This is a genomic window from Crenobacter caeni, assembly GCF_010435965.1.
GTDB lineage: Bacteria > Pseudomonadota > Gammaproteobacteria > Burkholderiales > Chromobacteriaceae > Craterilacuibacter > Craterilacuibacter caeni.
Genome location: NZ_JAAGAA010000003.1, coordinates 211,761 through 230,383, shown reverse-complemented (window position 1 = coordinate 230,383; position 18,623 = coordinate 211,761). Strand labels below are relative to the sequence as shown.

At 66.9% G+C, this 18,623-nt stretch carries 22 protein-coding genes and 1 pseudogene; 9 read left to right on the top strand and 14 right to left on the bottom strand.

Annotated features, from left to right (window positions below; all coding sequences use genetic code 11):
* Positions 1–9: 9 nt before the first annotated feature.
* A complete protein-coding gene (gene coq7 / locus GZH52_RS04945; protein WP_163315379.1) occupies positions 10–630 on the bottom strand; it encodes a 2-polyprenyl-3-methyl-6-methoxy-1,4-benzoquinone monooxygenase in 621 nt (206 codons plus the stop codon).
* A gap of 123 nt (positions 631–753) precedes the next feature.
* Between coq7 and ppa the strand changes: the two genes are divergently transcribed.
* Both ppa and GZH52_RS04935 read left to right on the top strand, forming a co-directional pair.
* The gene (gene ppa, locus GZH52_RS04940) at positions 754–1,287 is read left to right on the top strand and encodes an inorganic diphosphatase (protein ID WP_136555621.1); all 534 of its coding nucleotides are present in this window, start codon (positions 754–756) and stop codon (positions 1,285–1,287) included.
* A gap of 135 nt (positions 1,288–1,422) precedes the next feature.
* The gene (locus GZH52_RS04935; protein ID WP_163315378.1) at positions 1,423–2,052 is read left to right on the top strand and encodes a hypothetical protein; all 630 of its coding nucleotides are present in this window, start codon (positions 1,423–1,425) and stop codon (positions 2,050–2,052) included.
* Positions 2,053–2,098: 46 nt separating this feature from the next.
* On the opposite strand, the gene GZH52_RS04930 is transcribed toward GZH52_RS04935, so the two are convergent.
* Entirely contained in the window at positions 2,099–2,668 is a 570-nt protein-coding gene (locus tag GZH52_RS04930) for a phasin family protein (protein ID WP_163315377.1), read from the bottom strand.
* Between the two features lie 288 nt (positions 2,669–2,956).
* Here GZH52_RS04930 and minC point away from each other — a divergent pair, with 288 nt between their 5' ends.
* The 5 genes from minC (at position 2,957) to GZH52_RS04905 (ending at position 7,873) form a co-directional block, all read left to right on the top strand.
* Positions 2,957–3,673 (top strand): septum site-determining protein MinC, encoded by a 717-nt coding sequence (minC, locus tag GZH52_RS04925; RefSeq protein ID WP_163315376.1) that lies wholly within the window; start codon positions 2,957–2,959, stop codon positions 3,671–3,673.
* A 27-nt stretch (positions 3,674–3,700) separates the two neighbouring features.
* Positions 3,701–4,513, top strand: a complete 813-nt coding sequence (gene minD, locus GZH52_RS04920; protein ID WP_163315375.1) for a septum site-determining protein MinD — start codon at positions 3,701–3,703, stop codon at positions 4,511–4,513.
* A gap of 2 nt (positions 4,514–4,515) precedes the next feature.
* Positions 4,516–4,776 carry a cell division topological specificity factor MinE gene (gene minE / locus GZH52_RS04915; protein ID WP_136555612.1) on the top strand — a complete coding sequence of 87 codons (261 nt, stop codon included), beginning with the start codon at positions 4,516–4,518 and terminating at the stop codon, positions 4,774–4,776.
* Between the two features lie 64 nt (positions 4,777–4,840).
* Positions 4,841–5,770, top strand: a complete 930-nt coding sequence (locus GZH52_RS04910; RefSeq protein ID WP_163315374.1) for a LysR substrate-binding domain-containing protein — start codon at positions 4,841–4,843, stop codon at positions 5,768–5,770.
* An 84-nt stretch (positions 5,771–5,854) separates the two neighbouring features.
* Positions 5,855–7,873 carry an alkaline phosphatase D family protein gene (locus GZH52_RS04905; protein ID WP_163315373.1) on the top strand — a complete coding sequence of 673 codons (2,019 nt, stop codon included), beginning with the start codon at positions 5,855–5,857 and terminating at the stop codon, positions 7,871–7,873.
* 34 nt (positions 7,874–7,907) lie between these two features.
* On the opposite strand, the gene GZH52_RS04900 is transcribed toward GZH52_RS04905, so the two are convergent.
* Positions 7,908–9,053, bottom strand: a complete 1,146-nt coding sequence (locus GZH52_RS04900; RefSeq protein WP_163315372.1) for an aminotransferase-like domain-containing protein — start codon at positions 9,051–9,053, stop codon at positions 7,908–7,910.
* Positions 9,054–9,081: 28 nt separating this feature from the next.
* Here GZH52_RS04900 and GZH52_RS04895 point away from each other — a divergent pair, with 28 nt between their 5' ends.
* Complete coding sequence (locus GZH52_RS04895; protein WP_239058015.1) at positions 9,082–9,570, top strand: MarR family winged helix-turn-helix transcriptional regulator; 489 nt, start codon at positions 9,082–9,084, stop codon at positions 9,568–9,570.
* Between the two features lies 1 nt (position 9,571).
* On the opposite strand, the gene greB is transcribed toward GZH52_RS04895, so the two are convergent.
* The 3 genes and pseudogenes from greB to scpB all read right to left on the bottom strand — a co-directional run bounded on the left by greB (position 9,572) and on the right by scpB (position 12,465).
* Positions 9,572–10,129, bottom strand: coding sequence for a transcription elongation factor GreB (gene greB / locus GZH52_RS04890; RefSeq protein ID WP_163315371.1), 558 nt, complete (start codon positions 10,127–10,129; stop codon positions 9,572–9,574).
* 60 nt (positions 10,130–10,189) lie between these two features.
* A pseudogene (locus GZH52_RS16770) lies at positions 10,190–11,050 on the bottom strand (pseudouridine synthase); the annotation flags it as partial.
* A gap of 815 nt (positions 11,051–11,865) precedes the next feature.
* A complete protein-coding gene (gene scpB / locus GZH52_RS04880; RefSeq protein WP_163315369.1) occupies positions 11,866–12,465 on the bottom strand; it encodes an SMC-Scp complex subunit ScpB in 600 nt (199 codons plus the stop codon).
* A gap of 174 nt (positions 12,466–12,639) precedes the next feature.
* On the opposite strand from scpB, the gene GZH52_RS04875 reads away from it, so the two are divergent.
* Complete coding sequence (locus GZH52_RS04875) at positions 12,640–13,032, top strand: hypothetical protein (RefSeq protein WP_163315368.1); 393 nt, start codon at positions 12,640–12,642, stop codon at positions 13,030–13,032.
* Here the strand turns inward: GZH52_RS04875 and GZH52_RS04870 are convergent.
* From GZH52_RS04870 to GZH52_RS04835, 8 genes are all read right to left on the bottom strand, one after another.
* Positions 13,004–13,849, bottom strand: a complete 846-nt coding sequence (locus tag GZH52_RS04870) for a segregation and condensation protein A (RefSeq protein WP_203525620.1) — start codon at positions 13,847–13,849, stop codon at positions 13,004–13,006. The genes GZH52_RS04875 and GZH52_RS04870 overlap by 29 nt on opposite strands.
* Before the next feature lie 65 nt (positions 13,850–13,914).
* Positions 13,915–15,114, bottom strand: coding sequence for a tryptophan--tRNA ligase (locus GZH52_RS04865; protein WP_163315366.1), 1,200 nt, complete (start codon positions 15,112–15,114; stop codon positions 13,915–13,917).
* A 20-nt stretch (positions 15,115–15,134) separates the two neighbouring features.
* Positions 15,135–15,767, bottom strand: coding sequence for a site-2 protease family protein (locus GZH52_RS04860; RefSeq protein WP_163315365.1), 633 nt, complete (start codon positions 15,765–15,767; stop codon positions 15,135–15,137).
* Between the two features lie 53 nt (positions 15,768–15,820).
* On the bottom strand, positions 15,821–16,450 hold the full coding sequence (locus GZH52_RS04855; RefSeq protein WP_163315364.1) for an L-threonylcarbamoyladenylate synthase: 630 nt from the start codon (positions 16,448–16,450) through the stop codon (positions 15,821–15,823).
* Position 16,451: 1 nt separating this feature from the next.
* Positions 16,452–17,309, bottom strand: a complete 858-nt coding sequence (locus GZH52_RS04850) for a 3',5'-nucleoside bisphosphate phosphatase (protein WP_163315363.1) — start codon at positions 17,307–17,309, stop codon at positions 16,452–16,454.
* Positions 17,302–17,487, bottom strand: a complete 186-nt coding sequence (locus GZH52_RS04845; protein ID WP_163315362.1) for an oxidoreductase-like domain-containing protein — start codon at positions 17,485–17,487, stop codon at positions 17,302–17,304. The genes GZH52_RS04850 and GZH52_RS04845 overlap by 8 nt, the downstream gene beginning before the upstream one ends.
* Positions 17,480–17,701 carry an RNA-binding S4 domain-containing protein gene (locus GZH52_RS04840; RefSeq protein WP_163315361.1) on the bottom strand — a complete coding sequence of 74 codons (222 nt, stop codon included), beginning with the start codon at positions 17,699–17,701 and terminating at the stop codon, positions 17,480–17,482. The genes GZH52_RS04845 and GZH52_RS04840 overlap by 8 nt, the downstream gene beginning before the upstream one ends.
* Before the next feature lie 188 nt (positions 17,702–17,889).
* Complete coding sequence (locus tag GZH52_RS04835; protein WP_163315360.1) at positions 17,890–18,441, bottom strand: AAA family ATPase; 552 nt, start codon at positions 18,439–18,441, stop codon at positions 17,890–17,892.
* Between the last annotated feature and the right edge of the window lie 182 nt (positions 18,442–18,623).

The following is an 18,623-nucleotide window of genomic DNA, read 5'->3' as shown; positions in this document are numbered from 1 at the left end:
CGACGCAGCTCAGACGCGGTAGCTGGCACCCGTCATCACCTTGGACGACAGTTTCATCAGTGCACGCACCGGCAGCGGTAGGCGCGCGGCGCCCATCTCGTGCGCCATGTCGGCGTGCTTCAGTTCGTCGTCGCGCATCTGCTCGACGATCGCCCGGCTTCTGGCATCCTGCTCCGGCAGGCTCGTCAGGTGACTATCCAGGTGCGCACCGACCTGGTGCTCGGTCTCCTCCAGGAAGCCGAGGTTCCACTTGTCACCGAGCAAACCTGCCCCCACGCCGATCGCCAGCGAGCCCGCGTACCACAGCGGGTTGAACACGCTGGGGCGGCCGCCCAGTTCGCGGATGCGCGCCTCGGTCCACGCCAGGTGCTCGACCTCCTCCTGCGCCGCGCCCTTCAGCGCCTCGCGCGCCTCCACGGTCCTCGCGGTCAGCGCCTGCCCCTGGTAGAGCGCCTGTGCGCACACCTCGCCGCAGTGGTTGACCCGCATCAGGCCGAGCGCGTGGCGGCGCTCGGCGTCGCTCATCTCGCACTCCTCGATATGCGCGTCCGGGTGCGGCCGACCACTCATGGCCGGTGCGGCCAGCGTGCGCAGGCCCTTGTCGAACTCGATGATCAGCTTGTCGAGCATCCTGAAACCCTGTTGCATTATCGTAACGACATGATTATACCCCGACCTACCCTGCGCCAGAGGCTGCGCTATAATCGCTCACCTGATTTTTACCCGTGCCTGACCCATAAAAAGGACCACACAATGAACATCAATGCGATTTCCGCCGGCAAGGACATGCCGAACGACTTCAACGTCGTGATCGAGATCTCGGCCAACGGCGCGCCGATCAAGTACGAACTGGACAAGGACTCCGGCGCGATCTTCGTCGACCGCTTCATGGGCACCTCGATGTTCTACCCGGCCAACTACGGCTTCGTGCCGCAGACCCTGTCGCTGGACGGAGACCCGGTGGACGTGCTGGTGGTTACCCCGTTCCCGCTGCCGCCGGGCGTCGTCGTGCGTTGCCGCGCGCTGGGCATGATCAAGATGGAAGACGAGTCGGGCATCGACGCCAAGCTGGTCGCCGTGCCGGTCGAGAAGCTGTGCACCATGTACAGCGCGATCCAGAAGCTGGAAGACCTGCCGGAACTGCTGCGCAACCAGATGGTGCACTTCTTCGAACACTACAAGGACCTGGAAAAGGGCAAGTGGGTCAAGGTGCAGGGCTGGGGCACGCTGGAAGACGCCAAGGCCGAACTGGTCGACGGCATCGAGCGCCACAAGCAGCAGGGCTGATCCCGCTGCCGCGTCAGGAAGGCCGCCCGCTGTGGCGGCCTTTTTGTTGGGCGCGGGCGGCTTTCCCCTAGTGCGCCCGTGCGCCGCACATGAAACAATCGGCTAGGCACGAGGCACGCAACAGACGGGATACAGGTGGACATCGAGGCATACGGTACGGGCGCAACCCTGACGGCAGTCTGCACAAGACTGGCGGCGGCGGGGCACGCGCTGACGCGCCGCGACGGCCCAGACGCACTCGTCTGCGGGCGCTGGCAGCTCGACCTGTCCGCGCCCACGCCGCAAGCCGCGCAGGCGCTCGCCGCCTTTCACGGCGGCCGCTACGCAGACCTCGCCGCACACTGGCTGCCCGCAGGCGAACGGCTGGGCTTTGCCGTCTACGCCGGCGGTGCAGCAGACGAGGCCTGCGCCGTCGCCGACGCGCTCGCGCCCCTGCCCGGTGCCTGGCTTGACTGCGGCCCGGCAGGCAGCGCGACCTTCAGCTGGCAGTGCGTGGAGGCGCTGCGTTACGCGCAACACCTGGGCTTGCTGCACGAAGCGCTACCCGACACAACCGAATGGCTGCGCCGTCAGCAGCAACTGCTGGCTCGGCTGGACGAGCTGGCCGGCCGCTACCTCGCCTGCCACCCGGCGCTGACCACCACCACACCCGCCTTCCCCCCCGCCGGCCACCCGCATTTCGCGCAGGCGCTGGCACGATGGCTCAACCATGTGCTCGCGCTGCGCAGCGCCTGGCAGCACCTGCTCGAACAGCCTGCCCCATGAGAAAAGGCGCCCCGCGGGGCGCCTTGCGTGCAGTTCAGAGCTGTGATCAGGCAGCCGGCGACGCTTTCTTGGCGGTACGGCTCACAGCGGCGCCGGTGTTCTTGGCGGCGTTGGTCGCGGCGTTGACGCTCGCCTCGGCGAACTCGGAGCCCATTTTCTTGGCGGTCTTGGAGACGTTGTCGATCGCGGCGTTGGTGGTCGACAGCAGGGTCTTCAACGCGTTGACCGCGACGTCGGAGCCGGCCGGCGCGTTCTTGCCCAGCTTGTCCAGCGACGCCATCACCGTCTTGTTCGACTCGGCCATCTGCTCTTCAAAGAAGGACACCAGTTCGTTCTGGGTTTCGACGCACGCGTCGTACAGGCTGCGCGCGGCGGCCAAGCCCTGATCGATCGACGGCTGCGCCTGGGCGGCCTGGAATTCGGCCAGCGCCTTCGGGTCCTTGATCTCGGACAGGGACTTCACGGCCTGCGCGTTGTCGGCGAGCAGCTTGCGCGACAGTTCCAGCTGCAGGTTGGTCATGCGCTCGGCGCCGGCCAGCACGATGGTCGACAGGCGCAGCGCCTTGTCGAGGTTGGCCTGGCCGAGTGCGGCAAAATCTTGCTGTTGGGTGAACATCGGAGACTCCTTTTTCGAAAACTGCGCGATACGTACGGATATGTGGGCGTGTCGGCAGCCAACGCTTCTTTGCTGCACTGCACAAACCAAATGTTAGTGAGACGTTCCCCTAGCGTCAACCCGTTAATGTATAAGCATAAAGATTCATCGTGCCGCGCGGCATTTACGCCACAGTCGACTATTGCCAACAGTGCCAGATGCGGTAGGGCTGGCCGTTCCTGCATTGAAAGCCACCCGGCAAACAATTACACTCGGTCAATTGAATTACGCTATACGGCGGCCCCCCGAATGAACCCTGCGGCGTCCCCTTTTGAAATCAAATCGGCCAGCCTCGACCTGCTGGCGCTGATGCTGCACAACAGCGATCTTGACGCCTTCGAACGCGCGCTGGGCGAACGCTTCGGCAACCGTTTCGCCGACGGCGACGAAGCCTTCGTCCTCGACCTGAACGGCCTGCCCGACCCCGCCGCACTCGACCTTGACGCCCTGCTCGCCAAGAGCCGCGCGCGCGGCGTGCGCGTCGTCGCCCTGCGCCACGACAACGGCGCGTACGGCGAACTTGCGCGCGCGCACGGGCTCGGTTTCGCCGGCGCCGGCAGCGCCACGACACGCGCAGCCGTACAGGCGCCGCCCGCCGAGCTGGCCGCGCCCGCCCTGCCGGCGGCACCCAGCGTCGGCATGGTCATCGACAAGCCGGTGCGCGCCGGCCAGCAGATCTACGCCAGGGGCACCGACCTTGTCGTGCTGGCCATGGTCAGCGCAGGCGCCGAGGTGATCGCCGACGGCAATATCCACGTTTACGCGCCGCTGCGCGGCCGCGCGCTGGCCGGCGCGCGCGGCAACCAGGATGCACGCATCTTCGTGCAGGCGATGGAGGCCGAGCTGGTCTCGATCGCCGGCGTCTACCGCACCATCGAACAGTCGTTGCCCGCGGCGATCCAGGGGCAGCGCGCGCAGGTTTATCTCGAAAACGACAAGCTGGTCATCGCCGCGCTAGGCGGCTGACCGCGAACCTCCTACAGGAATACGAACGTGGCAAAGATTATCGTGGTGACCTCGGGCAAAGGCGGTGTCGGCAAGACCACCACCAGCGCCAGTTTCGCTTCCGGCCTCGCACTGCGCGGCCACAAGACCGCCGTGATCGACTTCGACGTCGGCCTGCGCAACCTTGACCTGATCATGGGCTGCGAGCGCCGGGTCGTGTACGACCTGATCAACGTCGTCAACAACGAGGCGACGCTGAACCAGGCGCTGATCAAGGACAAGCACTGCGATAACCTGTACGTGCTGCCGGCGTCGCAGACCCGCGACAAGGACGCGCTGTCCGAAGACGGCGTCGAGCGCGTGCTGAACGAACTGGACGGCATGGGCTTCGAGTACATCGTGTGCGACTCGCCGGCCGGCATCGAGCGCGGCGCGCTGATGGCGCTCTACTTCGCCGACGAGGCGCTGATCGTCACCAACCCGGAAGTCTCCTCGGTGCGCGACTCCGACCGCATCCTCGGCATCCTGTCGTCCAAGTCGCGCCGAGCCATCGAGGGCAAGGAGCCGGTCAAGGAGCACCTCCTGATCACCCGCTACTCGCCTGCCCGCGTCGACAAGGGCGAGATGCTGTCGGTCGACGACGTCAAGGAGATCCTGCGCGTCAAGCTGATCGGCGTGGTTCCGGAATCGCAGGCGATCCTGCAGGCGTCCAACTCCGGCACGCCGGCGATCCACATGAAGGGCTCCGACGCGGCCGAGGCGTACGAGGACATCGTCGCCCGCTTCCTCGGCGAAGACAAACCGATGCGTTTCCTGGAGGCTCCCAAGGTCAGCCTGCTCAAACGCCTGTTCGGGAGCTGAACATGTCCCTGATCGATATGATTTTCGGCAAGCGCCAGAAGTCGGCGTCCATCGCCCGCGAACGCCTGCAGATCATCCTCGCCCACGAGCGCGGCGGCCGTAACGGCACGCCCGACTACCTACCCGCGCTGCAGCGCGAGCTGATGGAAGTCATCTCCAAATACGTCGCCGTCAACCAGGACGACATCAAGGTCCAGCTCGAGCGCCAGGACAACTTCGAGGTCCTCGAAGTGAACATCGTGCTGCCCGAGCAGAACCGCTAGCCCCAGGCGCCGGCCCCATGGCCGGCGGCCGACCTTCCGGCCCGCCACGGGCCGGCTACGCATCATGACGCTGACCGAACTTCGCTATATCGTGGCCGTCGCGCGCGAGCGCCATTTCGGCCGAGCCGCCCAGTCCTGCTTCGTCAGCCAGCCCACGCTGTCGATCGCAATCAAGAAACTCGAAGACGAGCTCTCCGTCACCCTGTTCGAGCGCGGCGGCCCCGAGGTCGCCGTCACCGAGATCGGCGAGCGCATCGTCGACCAGGCGCGTCGCGTGCTCGAGGAGGTCGACACCATCAAGCACCTGGCCGGCGAGCACCAGAACGAGCTGTCCGGGCCTTTGCGCCTCGGGGTCATCTTCACGATCAGCCCCTACCTCTTGCCGCGGCTGATCCCGGCGCTGCGCATCCTCGCGCCCGACATGCCGCTGATCCTCGAAGAGAACTACACCGCGCGGCTGTCCGAGATGCTCAAGCGCGGCGAGGTCGACGCCATCATCGTTGCCGACCCGTTCGACGAGCCCGGCACGCAGGCGTGGCCGCTGTACGACGAACCCTTCGTGGTCGCCACCCCCAAGGGGCACCTCTGGGAGAAGCGCGACAGCATCGACTCGGACGCGCTGTCGCACGAAAGCGTGCTGCTGCTCACCCAGGGCAACTGCTTCCGCGACCAGGTACTGCAAAGCTGCAGCGAACTGGCGGCCCGCCAGGGACAGGGCAACGGCCTCGCCGGCATGCTGCAGGGCAGCTCGCTCAACACGATCCGTCACATGGTCGCCAGCGGCATGGGCGTCACCGTGTTGCCGGCCACCTCGGTCTCCCCCGCCGACGAGGGCCTGCTCTCCATCATCCCCTTCACGCCGCCTGCGCCGACCCGCCGCGTGCTCTTGGTCGCACGGCGCCAGTTCTTCCGCAAGAAGGCGATCGCGGTGCTGCAACAGGCGGTATTCCGCTGCGGCCTGCCCGGCGTGACCATGCTGGAAGCCAGCCCCTAGCGCGGTACGGCGCCGGTAAAATTCACTTAACATGAATGTTCTATGCTAATCGGGTGACAACAACAATCACCACGAGGATAGAACATGGATCGCAGGGGTTTTCTAAGGCTGGGCGGCTTTGTCGGCGTATCGACCGCCTCCATGATGTTGGGCGGCTGCCTGGGAGGCGGCGGCACGGCGGATGACGGCAAGCCGGTCGATTTTGCGCAGGGCGTCGCCTCAGGCGACCCGCGGCCGGACAGCGTGATGCTGTGGACACGCGCCAGCCGGCGCGACGGGCTGCCGGCGAAGCTGACCCTGCAGTTCTCCGACCGCGAGGACTTTTCCAGGCTGCTGGTTTCCACCCCCATCGACGCGCTGCCGCAGTGGGACTACACCGTGCGCCACAAGGTGCAGGGCCTCGCGCCGGCCACCACCTACTTCTACCGCTTCGTCGCGGGCAACCGCACCAGCCCGACCGGGCGGACCCGCACCGCGCCGGCGGCAGACGCCTCCCCCGCCCAGCTTAAGTTTGCCTTCCTGTCCTGCCAGGACTGGAGTGTCAACCACTGGGCCGCCTTCGAAGAGCTGGCCAAGGAAGAGCTCGACTTTATCGTCCATCTGGGCGACTACATCTACGAGACGGTCGGCGCCGGCTTTCAAACGGGCAAGGTCGAAGCCGCGCACGGCAAGATCACGCTGCCGGACGGCACGCAGCGCGAGGACGGCGCCCGCTACGCGACCACGCTCGCCGACTACCGCACCCTCTACCAGACCTACCGCTCGGATCCGCGCATCCAGGCCCTGCACGCCCGCTGCCCGATGATCGCGGTGTGGGACGACCACGAGTTCTCTGACGACTGCTGGCAGGACAGCCAGACCTACGCACTGGCCGACGAGGGCCGCCGCCAGACGCAAAGGCGGCGCAACGCGAATCAGGCCTGGTTCGAATACATGCCGGCCGACGTCAACTTCGACGCGGCCAGCCCCGCCTTCGACAATATCCGCATCTACCGCGACTTCCGCTTCGGCAAGCTGGCAAGCCTGGTGATGACCGACCAGCGCCTGTACCGCGCCGACCACGTGATCCCCGAGGCGGCCGCCAAGGGCGAGGTCGGCTCGCGCTATTTCGTCCCGCAGACGGTGCTTGCCGGCGCCGAGGCGCTGAAGATGCAGGAAGCTGCAAGGCAAGGGCTGAACCCGCTGACACCGGTCTCCGTGCTCGGCAACGCCCAGCGCGCGTGGTGGCAGGACAGGATGAAGGCGGCGGACACCACCTGGAAGCTGTGGGGCAACGAAGTGTCGCTGCTGAGGATGCAGGTCGACGGCGTCGCCGTGGTGACCGGCCTCGCCTTGCAGGCCTTCGCCGCCAACCCGCAGGTGCCCGACGCGCTCAAAAGCCAGGCCGCGCTGACCGCGCTACAAACGGCACTCTACGCCGACCTCAAGACAGCCGGCCCCAAGGGCACACTGGCACTTACTAAGGTCGATGCCGCCCTGCAAGGGTTCGGCATCACCGACGCCGCCACCCGTGCCCAGTTGACCGGAAGCCTGCAGGCCGGCGTCACGCCGTACCAGGCGTTCCTGCAGACCTTCCTGCTCAACGCCGACCAGTGGGATGGCTACAACGCCGAGCGCAAGGCGCTGCTCGCCCATTTGCAGGCGAACAACATCGGCAACGTGGTCGCGCTGACCGGCGACATCCACGCCTTCTTCGCGGGGCCGGTCATGGCCGACTACGACGCGGCGAACCCGGCGCCGGTGATGGTCGACCTGGTCACCGCCGGCGTGTCCAGCAACTCGCTGTTCAGCTACTTCAAGGCGGTCGTCGATGAAGACCCGCAGTTCGCCTCGCTCAAGCCACTGATCTACCAGACCGACAGCAGCGGGCAGACGCTCAACACCTTCAACGGCACGCTCAGGCAGTTCAACCCCTGGCTGCGCCACGCGGACACCGACGCGCAGGGCTACGCGCTGGTCACCCTCGACTCGGCCAAACTCAGCTGCGAGTTCCGCAAGGTCAAGCCGCTATCGGGTGGGGTCGCCCCGGCGCAACCGGCCACCGCCAGCCGCAAGACGGTGACCGTGCGCGCCGGCAGCAGCGAGGTGGCCGTCGGCGGCTAAGGCAAGGCTCCCGCCCGCGCGGGTTCGCGGCAGTCTAGCCGCGGACCAGCGCGGCGAGCCGCGCGATGCCCTCTTCGATTCGTTCGGGTGCGGTGTGGCTGAAGTTCAGGCGCAAGTGGCCGATGCCGTCTTCCGGGTTCGGGTAGAACGGCTCACCCGGCATGAAGGCGACGTTGTGCTCGAGCGCCCGCGGCAACAGCTTGCGGGTGTCCTGCGGCGTCTTCAGCGTCAGCCAGAAAAAGAGGCCGCCCTTGGGCAGCTGCCAGTCGGCCAGGTCGGCAAAGTGGCGCGCGAGCGCGTCCTGCATCGCGTCGCGGCCGGCACGGTAGGTCGCGCGCAGCTTGTCGATATGCGCGGCGTAACCCGGATCGTTCAGCGCGCGCGCGACGTACCACTGGCCGATGCGGTTGGTATGCAGGTCGGCCGCCTGCTTGAGCTTGACGAGGTAAGGGTAGAGGTCGGGCGACGCGATCAGGTAGCCTTCGCGCAAGCCGGGCACCAGCGTCTTCGAGAACGAGCCGGCGTAGATGAACGACACCTTCTTCAGGTGGGACACCAAAGGCGCCGGCGCTTCGCCGTCGTAGGAGAGCGCACGGTAGGGGTCGTCCTCGAACACCGGCACGCCGGCGGTGTCGAGCACCTCGGCCAGGCGCTTGCGGTTGGCCTCGTCGTAGCAGGCGCCGGACGGGTTCTGGAAACTGGGGATCAGGTAGCTGAACGCCGGGCGCACACGGTCGATCGCCGCGCCGAACTCACCCGCGTCCAGCGAGCCGTCGGCGTGCTGCGGCACCGCATGGATCTCGGCGCCAAACAGCTTGAGCACCTGCAGCGCGGCAAGGTAGGTCGGCCCCTCGGTCAGCACCGGCGTACCCGGGTCGACGAACAGCTTGGCGGCCAGGTCGAGCGCCTGCTGCGAGCCGGAGAGCACCAGCACCTGGTCGGCGCTGCACGCGATCCCCATCCGGTTTGCCTCGCGCGCGATCGCCTCGCGCAGTTCGGGTTCGCCCTCGGTGGTGCCGTACTGCGCGAGCGACTGCGGCACACTGCCCAGGTCGAGCTCGGGCAGGCACTGCGACGCCGGCAGGCCGCCGGCAAAGGAGATGACTTCGGGACGCTGGGCGGCGGCGAGGATCTCGCGGATCAGCGAACCGGACAGGCGTTGGATGCGCTCGGAAAACATGCGGGCCTCTTGCTGGTTGCGGTCATTAATGTCAATATTTTTGACCAATTTACCGAGCCAGCAAGACAACGTCAATATGGAAAACCCCGACCCGCTGTCCGCGCTGCGCCCCGCGATGGCAGGCTTCTTCCACGCCTACCAGGCCTTCACCGCCGGCGCCGACCGCATGCTCGCCGAACGCGGGCTCGCCCGCGTGCACCACCGCATCCTGTTCTTCGTCGCCTACCAGCCGGGCTTAAGCGTCGGCGCCCTGCTCGCCCTGCTCGGCGTCAGCAAGCAGGCGCTCAACCTGCCGCTGCGCCAGCTCACCCAGGCCGGGCTTGTCGAGGCGACGCCGGCCACGCACGACAGGAGGGTGAAGTCGCTGCAGCTGACCGACGCAGGTCGCGCGCTGGAGGCCGCGCTGTGCGCCGAGCAGCAGCGCCTGCTGGGCGCGGCCGCCGCCAGCATGGGCGAGGACGACGCCCGGCGCTGGCAGGCGTTCAACCGCGCGCTCGCCGGCGCACGCGAAAACTGACTCAGTCCAGCCGCTCGTAGCGCACGGCGAGCACCTCGATCTCCTCGTCGCCGTCCGGCCCGCGAAAATACACGGTGTCGCCCTCGCGGGCCTTGATCAGCGTGCGCGCGATCGGCGAGATCCAGCTGATCCGCCCGCGAGTCAGGTCGATCTCGTCGACGCCGACGATGGACAGGGTCTGCTCGGCGCCGTCGCCGCGCAGGATCTCGACGGTCGCCGAGAAGAAGATCTGGTCGGTCGCCTCGCGCAATTCGGGGTCAACCACCTCGGCCGCTTCCAAGCGCCGGGTCAGGAAGCGGATGCGGCGGTCGATCTCGCGCAGGCGGCGCTTGCCGTACAGGTAGTCGCCGTTCTCCGAACGGTCACCGTTGCTGGCCGCCCAGTTCACCACCTGCACCACCTCCGGCCGCTCGCGGTTCACCAGCTGGTAGAGCTCGTCCTTCAGCCGCTGCCAGCCCTGCGGCGTGATGTAGTTCTTGCCGGAAGACGGCAAGCGCTGCTCGGCGGGCAGGTCATCTTCCTGCTCGTCGTCCTGCTCGCGGGTAAATGCCTTGTTCATGCACTGCTCCCGTAAAAAAGCCCGCCGGCGGATGCCGGCGGGCCGTATGGCAATTCAGGTTCAGCCGCGGCGGACCTGGCCGGTCGAAGTCAGACCCGCCCACTTCATCACGGCGGCCACTTCGGCCTCGTTCAGTTCGTAGAACTGGCCGCGCTTGAGGCGGCCGGGCAGGCCGATATTGCCGAAGCGGATGCGGATCAGGCGGCTGACGGTCAGCCCGAAGTGCTCGAACATGCGGCGCACTTCGCGGTTACGGCCTTCCTTGATCACCACGTTGACCCACTTGTTGGCCTTGTCGTCGTCGACGCCGCCGCTCTGGTAGACGCGCAGGAACTGCGCCGGACCGTCCTCGAGTTGAACCCCGGCGACCATCTCCTTCATGATCTCCGGTGTCAGCTCGCCCAGCACGCGCACCGAGTACTCGCGCTCCATCTCGAAGCTCGGGTGCATCATGCGGTTGGCCAGCTCGCCGCTGGTGGTCATCAGCAAGAGGCCCGAGGTGTTGATGTCCAGACGGCCGATCGCCACCCAGCGGCTGCTCTTGGCCTGCGGCAGACGGTCAAATACCGTCACGCGGCCTTCCGGGTCGGCGCGCGAAACGATCTCGCCTTCCTGCTTGTGGTACATGATGATACGCGGCAGGCGGTCGGCCCACTTGAGCTTGACCGGGTGCCCCTTGACCATCACGCGGTCCTGCGGGCCGACGCGGTCGCCCAGTTCGGCGACCTTGCCGTTGACGGTGATCAGGCCGGCCTCGATCAGTTCTTCGACTTCGCGGCGGCTGCCGGCGCCCGACGCTGCCAGCGCCTTTTGCAGGCGGACCGGTTCGAGCTGGTCGAGGTCGACGCGGGTCTCGCGCAGGCGCTGCGACTTGTCGAGGATCTTGCTGCTGGGCGCGCGCACCTGCAGCTTCTTGGCCTTGATGACCTTGGGCGAGCCGCCCTGGCGGCGCTCGTCGCGGTTGGCGTAGGTCTTGCCCTCGCCGAAGCGCGGCTGCTCGCCACGGCCGCCTTCGCTACGGCCGTACGGCTTGTTCTCGCCGAAACGCGGCTTGTCGCTACGAGCACCTTCGCTGCGGCCGTAGGGTTTGTTCTCGCCGAAGCGGCGGTTGTCGTCACGTCCGCCTTCGCTGCGGCCGTACGGCTTGTTCTCGCCAAAGCGCGGCTTGTCGCTACGAGCGCCTTCGCTGCGGCCGTAGGGCTTGTTCTCGCCGAAACGCGGCTTGTCGTCACGTCCGCCTTCGCTGCGGCCGTACGGCTTGTTCTCGCCGAAACGCGGCTTGTCGCTACGAGCACCTTCGCTGCGGCCGTAGGGTTTGTTCTCGCCGAAACGGCGGTTGTCGTCACGTCCGCCTTCGCTGCGGCCGTACGGCTTGTTCTCGCCGAAACGCGGCTTGTCGCTACGAGCACCTTCGCTGCGGCCGTAGGGCTTGTTCTCGCCGAAACGGCGGTTGTCGTCACGTCCGCCTTCGCTGCGGCCGTACGGCTTGTTCTCGCCAAAGCGCGGCTTGTCGCTACGAGCGCCTTCGCTGCGGCCGTAGGGTTTGTTCTCGCCGAAACGGCGGTTGTCGTCACGGCCATGCGGCTTGTTGCCGGCGAAGCGGCGGTCGCCGTCGCCCGCTGGGTTACGGGGCTGGATGAAATCGCCCTTGTGGTTCTGCGAGGCCGTCTGGCGGCCACGGCTTTGCGCCAGCGGCTGGCGCGAATGGTTGCGTTGTCCTTTAGACATGCTTTTTCCTAATCAGTCAGGTTTTCCGCCTCATCAGCGAGGGGGAGCGCACCGGTGTCGCCATCTTCGGCGATCACCAGGCTGCCCAGCTCGGCCAGCGGCGGCAGGTCGCGCAACGACTGGAAGCCCAGATCGTCGAGAAACTTGCGCGTCGTGGCGTAAAGACCGGGCCTTCCGGGCACGTCCTTGTGCCCGATCACTTCGATCCAGCCCCGCTCGAGCAGGGTCTGCATCACGCCGGTCGATACCGAAACCCCGCGGATCGCTTCGATGTCGCCGCGGGTCACCGGTTGTTTGTAGGCGATGATCGCCAGCGTTTCCATCACCGCGCGCGAGTAGCGCGGCGGCTTCTCCGGGTTGAGCCGGGCAAGGTAAGGCGTGAATTCGGCACGCGCGCGAAAGCGCCAGCCGGAAGACAGCCGCACCAGCTCGACGCCGCGTCCGCGCCATGCCCCTTGCAGCTCGTCCAGCATCTCGTTGATCTGGGCCGCCCCCACCTCGTCGCCGAACAGGCGCTTGAGCGCGCCGACCGACAGCGGCTCGTGCGCGGTCAGCAAGGCTGTCTCGAGCACGGTCTGCAGGTAGTCGAGGTCGAGGACGGTGGACATCGGGTCGGGGAGAAGCGCGGGAAGCAGCGGATTTTACACGTCTTTTTACCGGAAGTCGCGCCGATTATACGGGGATGCCCCTATGTAAACCGGCCCGCACGCGCTCCTTGCGCGGCAGGCGCCGTCGGCTAAGGTGAACGCATTGCCGCGCGCGCTTCAAGCTGGGATACGACCATGCGCCTTCACCCCGTCCTGACTGGCTCCCTGCTGCTGGCCGCGCACGCTTACGCGCAGGAAGCATCCCCGTTTGCCCCGCCCAGTGCCGAGCACTTCATGAGCTCGGCCGTGATCGCCGACGGCGACAACCCGCTGACCGACCCGGCACGTGCGCTCGCATTGTCGGCCCCCGCCTCCGGCAGCACCCCCGTGCTCGCGGCGCCACTGGCGAGCCTGCAGGCGGACAAGCTTCAGGGCGACGAGACAGAACGGCAGTGGTTCGCGCTGGAAGACGGCAGGGTGCGCCCGCGCCTCAACCTCTATCAAGACAAGTCGACCCGCTTGTCGCTGAGCATGAACACCAAGGGCGGCGAGGTCGGCGTCAGGCTGCGCCTGCGCCACCGCTGGTAGGCAACAGGGCGATGCGCACGTAGATCGTCGCGTAGGGCGCGTCTTGGGTGATCTTGACCATCCCCTCCTTGGCGAGCTCCAGAAGCGCGATGAAGTTGACGACCAGGTAGGCGACGCCCTCGAGCGGGTCGAACAGCGTCTCGAACGCGACGAAGTCGCGCCCTTCGAGCTGGCGCAAAAGGTAGGACATCTGCGCGCGCACCGACAGCTCTTCCCGCTCGACCTGGTGGTGGCGCTGGTTGCGCGCCCGCGAGAGGATGGCCAGCCACGCCTGGCGCAAGTCGGCCGCGACGACCTCGGGCAAGCGTTCCTCGGCGCCCTGCTCGATCAGCACCGCCAGCCACGCGAAGTCGCGGTCGGCCTGCGGCAGCTTGTCCAGCGCCAGCGCGGCGAGCTTCATCTGCTCGTACTCGATGAGACGGCGCGCGAGCTCGGCGCGCGGGTCTTCCGGCTCGCCGTCCTCGCCCTCAACCTGGCGCGGCAGCAGCAGGCGCGACTTGATCTCGATCAGCAAGGCCGCCATCAGCAGGTATTCGGCCGCCAGTTCGAGCCGCTCGCGCCGCATGCTGTCGATGTACCCCATGTACTGCGCGGTGATCTCGGCCATCGGGATGTTCAGCACGTCGAGGTTCTGCCGGCGGATCAGGTAGAGCAGCAAGTCGAGCGGCCCCTCGAAGCTCTCGAGAATCACCCTCAGCGCGTCCGGCGGGATGAACAGGTCCTGCGGCGCCTCCAGGAGCGGCTGGCCGAACACGTGCGCCAGCGGCACGCCGCCGGGCAAGGTGTCGGGTTCGAGGGTGAAGTCGGGTTCGGCCATCGCTTTCATTCACAAACAAAACCCCGCCGTGCGGCGGGGCGTGGGTACGGAGACGGGGACGCGGCTCAATAGCCGAGGCCCATCGCCTCGCGCACGTCCTTCATGGTGTCGTTCGCGATCTTGCGCGCGCGCTCGCAGCCGTCGGCGACGATCGCCTTGACCAGGGTCGGGTCGTCCAGGTACTTCTGCGCGCGCTCGAACATCGGCTGCTGTTCGCGCAGCACGCCGTCGATCACCGGCTGCTTGCAGTCGAGGCAGCCGATGCCGGCGCTGGTGCAACCCTTGACCACCCACTCGCGGGTCGGCTCGTCCGAGTACACCTGGTGCAGCTGCCATACCGGGCACTTGGCCGGGTCGCCCGCGTCGGTACGGCGCACGCGCGCAGGATCGGTCGGCATCGCGCGCACCTTCTTGGCCACCGACTCCGGCGCCTCCCTGAGCGCGATGGTGTTGCCGTAGGACTTGGACATCTTGTTGCCGTCGAGCCCGGGCATGCGGCTCGCAGCGGTCAAGAGCGCGTCCGGCTCGGGCAGGATCACCCGGCCCTTGTTCTCGAGGAAGGCGAACAGGCGCTCGCGGTCGCCGATCGACAGGTTCTGCGCGTCCTGCAGCAGGGCATGCGCCGCCTCGACCGCCGCCTCGTCGCCCTCCTGCTGGAAGCGCGTCTTCAGCTCGGTGTAGAGCTTGCCCTTCTTGCCGCCGAGCTTCTTCACCGCGGCGAGCGCCTTCTCCTCGAAGCCGGGCTCACGGCCGTACAGGTGGTTGAAGCGGCGCGCCATCTCGCGGGTCAGCTCGATATGCGGCACCTGGTCCTCGCCGACCGGCACCTGGTTGGCCTTGTAGACGAGGATGTCGGCCGCCTGCAACAGCGGGTAGCCGAGGAAGCCGTAGGTGGTCAAATCCTTGTGGCTGAGCTTCTCGATCTGGTCCTTGTAGGTCGGCACCCGCTCGAGCCAGCCCAGCGGGCAGACCATCGACAGCGCAAGGTGCAGCTCGGCGTGCTCGGGTACCTTGGACTGGATGAAGATGGTCGCCTGCGCCGGGTCGACGCCGGCAGCCAGCCAGTCGATCACCATGTCCCACAGACTCTGCTCGATCACCGCGACGTCGTCGTAGTTGGTGGTCAGCGCGTGCCAGTCGGCGACCATGAACAAGCACTCGTGCTCGCTCTGCAACTGGACCCAGTTCTTGATCACGCCATGGTAGTGGCCGAGGTGAAGCTTTCCGGTCGGGCGCATGCCCGAAAGGATGCGGTCTGCAAACATGATTTTCCCAGCTAGTGAAATTACAGAATCAGTCGAAGCAAATCATACACGATATTCATGAAGGGCCTGAGGATGGGGCTGAGCAGGCCGGTGAACACCAGCGCGAGCAGGATCCACATCCCGTAGGGTTCGATGCGCGAGTACTTGTACGCCATGCCGGGCGGCAGGAAGCTCTCGACGATGCGCCCGCCGTCCAGCGGCAGCAGCGGCATCAGGTTGAGCACCATCAGCACCACGTTGATGTTGATGCCGGCCTGGCTCATCAGCAGCAGCGGCTCGCTGTACGCGGTGTCGGTACTGATCGCCAGCTTGAAGAGCAGCACCCACAGCACCGCCTGCGCGAAGTTGGACAGAGGCCCTGCCGCGGCCACCCAGCGCATGCCGCGCCTGACCGGCTTGAGGTTGCCGAAGTTGACCGGCACCGGCTTGGCCCAGCCGAAGATGAAGCCGCCCAAGATCATGCCGAGCAAGGGCAGCGCGATCGTACCCAAGGGGTCGATGTGCTTGATCGGGTTGAGCGTCATCCGCCCCAGCATGTAGGCGGTGGCATCACCAAAGCGCTTGGCGACGTAGGCGTGCGCGGCCTCGTGCAGCGTGATCGCCAGGATCACCGGCAGCGCGTAGATCGCGATCTTCTGGATCAGTTCGTCCATTCCTTACCCCTTGTTTCGAGTGTCTCGAGATGGGCGGTGGTCCGCCCTTGTGTTCAGTCGCGCGCGAAGCCGAACAGCACCGGGTCGCCCTTGCCGGCGCGCACCAGCGAGATGCCGTCGGTCATGTCGATCACCGTGGTCGGCTCGGTGCCGCACCAGCCGCCGTCGATCACCAGGTCGACCGCGTTCTCCAGCCGTTCGCGGATCTCGTACGGGTCGTACAAGGGCTCGTCGTCGCCCGGCAGCATCAGCGTGCACGACAGGATGGGCTCGTGCAGTTCCTCGAGCAGCGCGAGCGCGACCTTGTGGTCGGGCACGCGCAGGCCGATGGTCGAACGCTTCGGGTGCAGCAGCCGGCGCGGCACCTCGCGCGTCGCCTCCAGGATGAAGGTGTAGCTGCCCGGCGTCGCGCTCTTGAGCTGGCGGTACTGCGCGTTGTCGACCCGCGCGTAGTTGGCGAGTTCGGACAGGTCGGCACACACCAGCGTCAGGTGGTGCTTGAGGTCGATGCGGCGGATCTCGAGGATGCGCTCCATCGCCTTCTTATTGCCCAGCTGGCAGCCCAGCGCGTAGCAGGAGTCGGTCGGGTAGACGACCACGCCGCCGCCCTGGATGATCTTGACCGCCTCGCGGATCAGCCTCGCCTGCGGGTTGTCCGGGTGAATCACGAAAAACTGTGCCATATCAAGCTCCTTGCGCCGCCGTAAGCCAGCCGCGCGCGAGCCAGAGCGGGCGGGCCAGCGGCGGCAAGTCGGCGGTCAGGCCAACGTCGCGTCCGCCCTCGCCCGGCGCGTGAAAATCGCTGCCGCTACTCGCGTAGAGGCCGAAGCGGTCGGCCAGCAGCGCGTATTTGTGCATGTCGTCGAGGCTGTGGCTGCCGCTGCCGACCTCGATCGCCTCGCCGCCGGCCTCGATGAAGTCACCCACCAGCCGCTCGGTCAGCGTGCGGCCGAAATCGTAACGCCCCGGGTGTGCGATCACCGCGGTGCCGCCGGCGGCGCGGATCCAGCCGACCGCGTCGGCCAGAGTCGCCCACTCGTGCGGCACGTAGCCGGTCTTGCCCTCCGCCAGATACTTCCGGAATACGGTACGCACATCTTTTATATAGCCGGCATTGACCATATAGCGGGCGAAATGGGTGCGGCCGACCATCTCCGGGTTGTCCGCCAGCGCGAGCGCCCCCTCGAACGCGCCTTCGATGCCGGCGCGCGCCAGCTCGTCGCCCATCGCGCGCGCGCGGTCGATACGCCCGTCGCGCACCGACTTGAGCCCGGCGAGCAGCAGCGGATGGTCCGGGTCTACCCCCAACCCGACGATATGCACGGTGCGCCGCGACCAGGTCACCGATACCTCGACGCCGCCGACCAGCGCGACGCCCGCCTCGCGTGCGGCACGGGCCGCCTCGGCAAAGCCGGCCGTGGTGTCGTGGTCGGTCAGCGCGAGCAGTCGCGCGCCGCGCGCGGCAGCGCGCGCGATGACCTCGGCTGGTGGCAAGGCACCGTCCGACGCGGTCGAGTGAAAGTGCAGGTCGATTTCAGCCACCTAGCAGCTCCTGTTCAGCCTGCCATAGCGCCAGCGCCCGCCGGTACTCGGCAAGCTCGCCCTGGTAGACGTCCCACACGCAAGGCTCGCAGCCGCTACCGCAGCACGCGCCCTCCGCCGGCGGCTCGGGCGCGACGGGCGGCTCGGCGGCGGCCAAGGGCGACCAGGGCTCAGTCATCGGCGGCGACCACGCGGATCTCGAAGCCCTCACCGCTGACGGTCTGCCCCGGGCGGATCTTGCAGGTCTTGCGCAGCTCGACTGCGCCGTCGACGCAAACCAGCCCCTCGGCGACCATCTGCTTGCCCATGCCGCCCGAGTCGGCGACGCCGGCGACCTTCAACAGGTCGCACAGCGCGATGAATTCGCGCTCGATGGCTACGGTTTCGTTCATTCTTCACATCCTTGCTGGACGGCCGTGTGTACAGGCTGTGGAAAACAGCGGCAAGTACTTCACGGCACACAGGTTTTGTTCGTTGCCCGTTTTTTAGGCAGGCCTCACCCGCTTATCCCCACACCGGCTGGACAGCGCTGTGCACCACCTGTGCACAAGCGACGCAAGCCGCTGTTCCGGCGAAGCTTTCAGCCAGCTGCACAAGAAACAGGCAACAGCGGTGCCAGCGCATCCCACGCGCACGCGACGCGCGCCTCGCCGTCTCCCACTACCTCGGCCACCGGACAGCCCTCCATCGCGGCGAGCGCCTGCCGGTAGCGCCCGAACAGCGCGTCCCGCGCGTAGGGGTGCGAGCGCAGCGGGTCGTGTTGCCACGGAATGTCGGGCCTCGCAAGCAGGGTCAGCGCGTAGCCGCGATGGTCGAGCTCGGCCAACGGCGCGGGCACCTGGCCGAAACCGACCTCGGCCCAGATCCGGCAAGTGAGCGCCGTGCTGTCGCACAACACCACGTCGCCCGACGCCGCCGCCTCGCGCGCCATCTGCCCTTCGGCGATCGCCATCACATCGGCCAGGGTCGGCCGGTAGGCGCGCTGCGCGTAATACTCGCGCGCGTACTCGTCGACCAGCGCAACCTGCAGCCCGATTCCACGCAGGCGCACGGCCAGCGCCGCGGCCAGCGTGCTCTTGCCGCAAGACTCCGGGCCGACGATGGCGATCTTCAGGGGATAGACAGCAGACATCGTGCGGCGGGCACAAACGGTAATCGCCCATTATATACGGCAGCCGGCGTGTTTCTCACAAACGCCGGGGAGATCGTTGTTGAGAGGCTGTGGACAAGAACGACAAGCCACTGAAATCAAAAAGCAAAAACCGGCCGCCCAAAAAACAGGCAGCCGGTAATTTTGCCCACAACGGGACTGGA